The 5,066-nt window shown below is 52.4% G+C and carries 6 protein-coding genes; 3 read left to right on the top strand and 3 right to left on the bottom strand.

All coding sequences use genetic code 11. The annotated features are described in order from the left end of the window. On the bottom strand, positions 1-2,907 hold a 2,907-nt coding region (locus C5471_RS22575), incomplete at its 3' end, for a CHC2 zinc finger domain-containing protein (protein ID WP_242688829.1). Positions 2,908-3,037: 130 nt separating this feature from the next. Here C5471_RS22575 and C5471_RS22570 point away from each other — a divergent pair. The 3 genes from C5471_RS22570 (at position 3,038) to C5471_RS22560 (ending at position 3,981) form a co-directional block, all read left to right on the top strand. Further along, positions 3,038-3,379: a helix-turn-helix domain-containing protein gene (locus C5471_RS22570; RefSeq protein WP_338015707.1), complete on the top strand. Its 342-nt coding sequence runs from the start codon at positions 3,038-3,040 to the stop codon at positions 3,377-3,379. Positions 3,380-3,454: 75 nt separating this feature from the next. After that, complete coding sequence (locus C5471_RS22565) at positions 3,455-3,769, top strand: SymE family type I addiction module toxin (protein WP_133813654.1); 315 nt, start codon at positions 3,455-3,457, stop codon at positions 3,767-3,769. A gap of 14 nt (positions 3,770-3,783) precedes the next feature. Then, positions 3,784-3,981, top strand: a complete 198-nt coding sequence (locus C5471_RS22560) for a DUF7706 family protein (protein WP_133813655.1) — start codon at positions 3,784-3,786, stop codon at positions 3,979-3,981. Between the two features lie 44 nt (positions 3,982-4,025). On the opposite strand, the gene C5471_RS22555 is transcribed toward C5471_RS22560, so the two are convergent. Further along, a complete protein-coding gene (locus C5471_RS22555) occupies positions 4,026-4,553 on the bottom strand; it encodes an SMI1/KNR4 family protein (RefSeq protein WP_133813656.1) in 528 nt (175 codons plus the stop codon). Positions 4,554-4,556: 3 nt separating this feature from the next. Next, a partial coding sequence (locus C5471_RS22550) for a DNA/RNA non-specific endonuclease (RefSeq protein ID WP_207627444.1) occupies positions 4,557-5,066 on the bottom strand: 510 nt, incomplete at its 5' end.

Here is a 5,066-nt window from a genome sequence, read left to right as displayed (position 1 = left end):
TTCCCCGACTTGCGAACCTTTCCGCCCTTTGTCACTGCGGCTTGCAGCCGGTTTGGGTGAACCAGACTTGGCCCTGACCTGGGGCAGACTTGACCCCGACTTGCCTTCATCAGCGCCAGACTTGCGCGAGTCATACACGCTATTGGTATCCTGATTTTCCGGTTCAATCAGGCCACACAGGTGAGCCGCCTCTGCTTTATCGCCATCCCATAGCAGTTCATATTGCAACAGATGGCCGCGACTGCCGCCGTGTATCAGCAGATATTCCATGTCACTCAGGCGCTGACAGTGGAGTTTAAGCTGGCTGTCACTCCAGTGGGTGTCACTGCGGATATCCCGGCGGGTAAAACGGATAGCGTTCACCGGGCGTTGCTGCGCTGTCGCCATTGCTTTCACCATTTGCTGTATCAGCAGCAACAGTTTTCGGGTCTGGGGCGGCATCTCATCCAGCGTGCGGCCTAATATCTCGTGGGCTAACCGGTTAGCCAGACGGATATCTTCTTGGGTGACTTCGATATATTCAAGCCGTTTGCCCCGGTGTTCCGCTGTCTTCACCTCGCGCTGGTACTGATGCAGCAGGGCAATACTTTGTATCAGGGTGAGATATTTCATGTGGTCGCGCCGGGTACGGGTTTTATCGCTCATGAACGTGAGCTGTGAAGCATAAGGGTTAACCACATTGAGCGGGCGTAACAGCCGCTGGGCGTTCTGATGCAGTTCGGTGATATACGTTTTTTCATTCTCGGCCAGTAAGCCTTCAAGGGTCTGCTTATGGCGCTGCAACGCATGGATAGCTTCGGTCTGTTCCCGCGATTCGTTCACCGTCAGCACCAGACAGCGGTTTAACAGCTCTTCATCGACATCTATCGCCGTGGTGGTCAACATCAGCATCACCGGCCCTTTCACCGTGTACTGTTTGGTGACCAGATTACCGGTAGCGTCATCTTTACCGGTTGAGGCAATGGTCAGTTCGCCGTCGCTTTGCAACAGCTTAAGCGCATAGGCGGCCTGCCGTACCCCTTCTTCTTCGGCTATCGCCAGTATCTTGTGTTGCAGGTTGGTTTCCCCCAGATAGAACAGACTCTGGCCGGTCATGGCGCTGTATTGCCGCCGTTCCTCTTCCGGTATCAGATTGAGTACCGCCTCCATCAGTGAGCTTTTCCCGGCAGCACTGCTGCTTTGTATCAGCACCGCCAGCGGACGGTCCAGCTTGCGACTGACGGCGGCTAAGTAACCGGCCAGCAGGTTAGTGGATTCGCCCACCACGCCACAGGCGGCTAAGTCAGCGGTGATGCGCTCGCTCAGGTGCGGGTCCTGCAACAGGGCTAACGCTGCGGCCCGCTGGTCCTCGCTCAGTTCGGGAACCGGCTGGGTTTCGGTTTGTTCACCGGCTCCGGCCTGTTGACACTGTTCCAGTACCAGCAACACCTGCCCCAGTGAACGCCGCAGGTCTCCTTCGGCCAGCCCCAGTTCGGTGGCCGCCAGCCGCGCATACCCGTTCCGGCTGCGGGCGCTCATCATGTCCACGCTGTCGGCGAACATCACACCGCTGTCGGTATCAACCACCTGAACATTGACTTTCATCACTGCCGCCCCGGCTTTCACCTGTGACCGGCCCCGGATACCCCACTGTTGTGTGCCCAGGGTGAGGGCTATCTCGCCGTTAGCGCCGGTTTCCCAGACCACATTCGGCATTGACGGCAACGCGGCTATCCCGGCGGCTAAGGCGCTGACCGTTTCCGGCACCGGAACTGGCTGATGTTCAGCCAGCGCGGCCCGCTCTGTGGCAATGGTTACCTGTACCTCTGCGGCCGCCTGCATCGACACGGCGCTGTCCAGCACCAACCCGAAGGCCCGTTCCGGTTCGGCGACCTGACACAGATAGCCGTTGGCATCCATGCCCGCGGGGAACACCACCCGGAACACGGCAATGCCGATGGCGGTCAGTTCGGCGGCCAGTTTTACCGCTGCCTCATTGCCGGCCGGATCGTTGTCGTAGGCGATCAAGACCTGCTTAACGCCCTGTCGCCGGAACGCCTGCCGCATCTCATCGGTGAAGCCATTTACCCCATAGGCGGCGGTGACATGGCGGTGACCCGCTACCCAGAACGACAGGGCGTCGATCAACGATTCGCAGAGGATGACCGTCCCTGAACTGAGCAGCGCCGGTTCATTCCATATGCCGCCATGCGCGCCGGGCAGGTACAGATGCAGCGGCGTTCCGCTGCGTAAGCGGTCGGTGATTTTGCGCCCGTAGATCTCGCGGATCTGACCGTTCGGGTCAATGACGGGTATCACCAGCGAACCGGTAAAGTGCTCATGTCCACTGTCGCGCATCAGCCCCACGGCCCGAAGACGGGCGCGGATCTGTGCGCCGGCCTGCACGGCCTTGATGGGCAGGCGATAGGCTAACGTGCGGTTGGCAAAGCCCAGTTTAAACCGGGCGACTAATTCCGGGTGGTTGAGCCGGCGTTTTTCCAGATAGGCCACGGCTTCGGGGGCATTCAGCAACGTGTGATGGTAGAACTCAACGACCCGGTTGAGCAGTGCCTGCCGTCCGGCGTCATCGTCGGCCAGCATGGCCGGTTCATCCGGTTGCACCAGCGGAGCCACCGACGGGTTATCTCCCAGTATCCCGCGCAGCTGTTCCACCGCCCGGCGCAGACTTAAGCCTTTGGTTTTCATTACCCAGTCCAGCACGGAGCCGCCGGCATCACAGCCAAAACAGTGATAGAGATTTTTTGCCGGTGAGATAACCATTGACGGGGTTTTCTCCTGATGGAACGGGCACAGCAGCACGTAATCTTTGCCGCGTTTAAAGAGCTGTCGCCCCTGTTGCTCCACCACGGCGACTAAGGAGACGGCGGCTTTCAGGTGCTGTAATTCTGCTTCCGGGATGCGTGCCATAAAACGACCTCCTAAAAAATGCGTCAAGAATCCATTGCTCTTTTATTTAGTATCTATTAAGATACCAATATAAAGCAAGCATTTTTTGGAGGGTAGAATGACAGCAAATTTCTCTGACTGGTTTAATTCGATGAGCATTGCTAACCGACTCATTGCCCTCCGTAAGCAAAAGGGCCTCTCACAGCAAGCATTGGCGGATGCCATTGGTATCCATGTGACTCAAGTCAAACGTTACGAAGGCGGGATTTCGTTACCTTCTCTGGAGGCAATTAAGAAGATCGCACAGACATTGCGGGTCACGACTGATTCACTGATATTTGAAGAAGATGAGCTACTACCTGATGCCGACTTGGCTCTACAGTTTCAGGCTATTAACAACATGCAGCCGGAGCAGCGAGAGGTGATTAGGGAGTTATTGGAAGGAATGATTATCAAGTACGAGGCTGAACGCTGGTCTTCTAAGATGAAGTGAGGGCAATAACGCAACGTATTCGGGCGGGCACCCAAATACGTTGCTCACCACAAGCAACTAAAAGAGGTAGTTACTATGGCTAAGGCGCATTCTAAAGCAGAAGCGGCAGTAAATAAAGCCGTGAAAACAGAACGTTATTACACGGTGGGTTATGTGCCGAACGGGGTCAACAACGCCACCCCGGCGATACATCTTAAGGGGCAGTGGCTTAAGCAGGCCGGGTTTGATACCGGCGGCCAGATTACAGTGAAGGTGATGGACGGTTGTCTGGTGCTCATTCCTGACAGTGAGGCCACGCAACAACAGCATCAGCAGTACCAGCGGCAACAGGCCCATCTGCGGGAGATTAAGCAGCAGATGCGGGCGCTGATAACCGGTTTTGTGGGTTAAGGGGAGAGCATGAGATGACGATAGTGATTGAACATTTACAGGATATTCAGTTAACCCACATTGAAGCGCTGGCCTTAGCCCAGCTGGTTAAGCGGCTGAACTGGTCAGAGATACGGGCGTGCGCGGTGAATGACGAAGAAGCATATCAGATCAAAGATGCAATCTATAAGCTTCAATCCGCGCTGGCTTACCGTGGGTATTCGCCACGGTAGATCACAAGAAGGCCGGAAGATCACAGGGATCTTTCCGGCTTGTTTTAAATGCTGCTAAATTCTATATTTTTAGAAGGAAAACCATCAGGGAATGACATGCATTTGACGTTTCTTGATAAAACACCTTCTAAAAAATCAATGAAATTTTCTTGCCTATATTCAACTTCTGGTGCCCTTGCCGCAATAATAGCGACATTCCATAAGTCACTATTATCTGACGATACAACCCAAAATATATAATCGCCGTTATCTGTAACTCCCATAGGAAGCAATCCATTAATATCAGGATAAAGAATAAACGGATAATAATCTGGATCAGATTCAACAAGGGACTGAAAATCTTCAATAATCCATTCTTTCTGTCTGAAAAAATTTAAATCATCATCTTCGCTAAATGGGTTAAATATAGTGATAAAATCAGCAATCCTACCTGTTCCATATTGGGTTATAAAATCAATATAGTCCTTAGGAAAAGAATGCTGTTTATCTATTAACGGCCACGTTTTACCTTCACCATTTTCATTAGGATGAACAGGCAAGGGCAATAGATTCTTTAAGCTCTCTATACTCATTATTTACATTCCTGGAGGGTTAAGAACGGTGACATATTCAAAGAAGCCCCCTGAACCTTCAGCTTTCATTGTAATACCTGCTGGTATTCTGGATGGTCCCTTATAAATAGGAATAGAACTCATTTCAACAACTTCTCCTTGTTCTAAGGCTTTTCTTATTCTACCTTCGACTCCACTCATGACAGGAGTATTAGCAGGTCTTTGTTGAAGAGTAACCAGGTTCCTAACATTATCACCAGAACCACCTAATTGTCGTCCGAGCAAATGACCCCTAGCTCTGTTAGAACTTTTTCCTGTAATAAATCCTGGCGGCTGTATATCAGGATTAGCGTGCGTACCTGTATTAATATGATCTTTATCTAAAGTGGCATGAACTCCTGTAGGGCGCCCTAAATGATCTAATTCGCCATATTTAATACTATTAGGACATCCTGTTAATCCGAGCGGATCAATCCAGTTCGCCGGATTATGGACATACGAATACGGATTCAGGCCCCCTCTCAGCCCAATCGG

Source organism: Photorhabdus tasmaniensis, from assembly GCF_011189505.1.
GTDB classification, from domain to species: domain Bacteria; phylum Pseudomonadota; class Gammaproteobacteria; order Enterobacterales; family Enterobacteriaceae; genus Photorhabdus; species Photorhabdus tasmaniensis.
The sequence above is the reverse complement of the archived record's forward strand: the minus strand, read 5'-3'. Positions and strand labels throughout refer to the sequence as shown.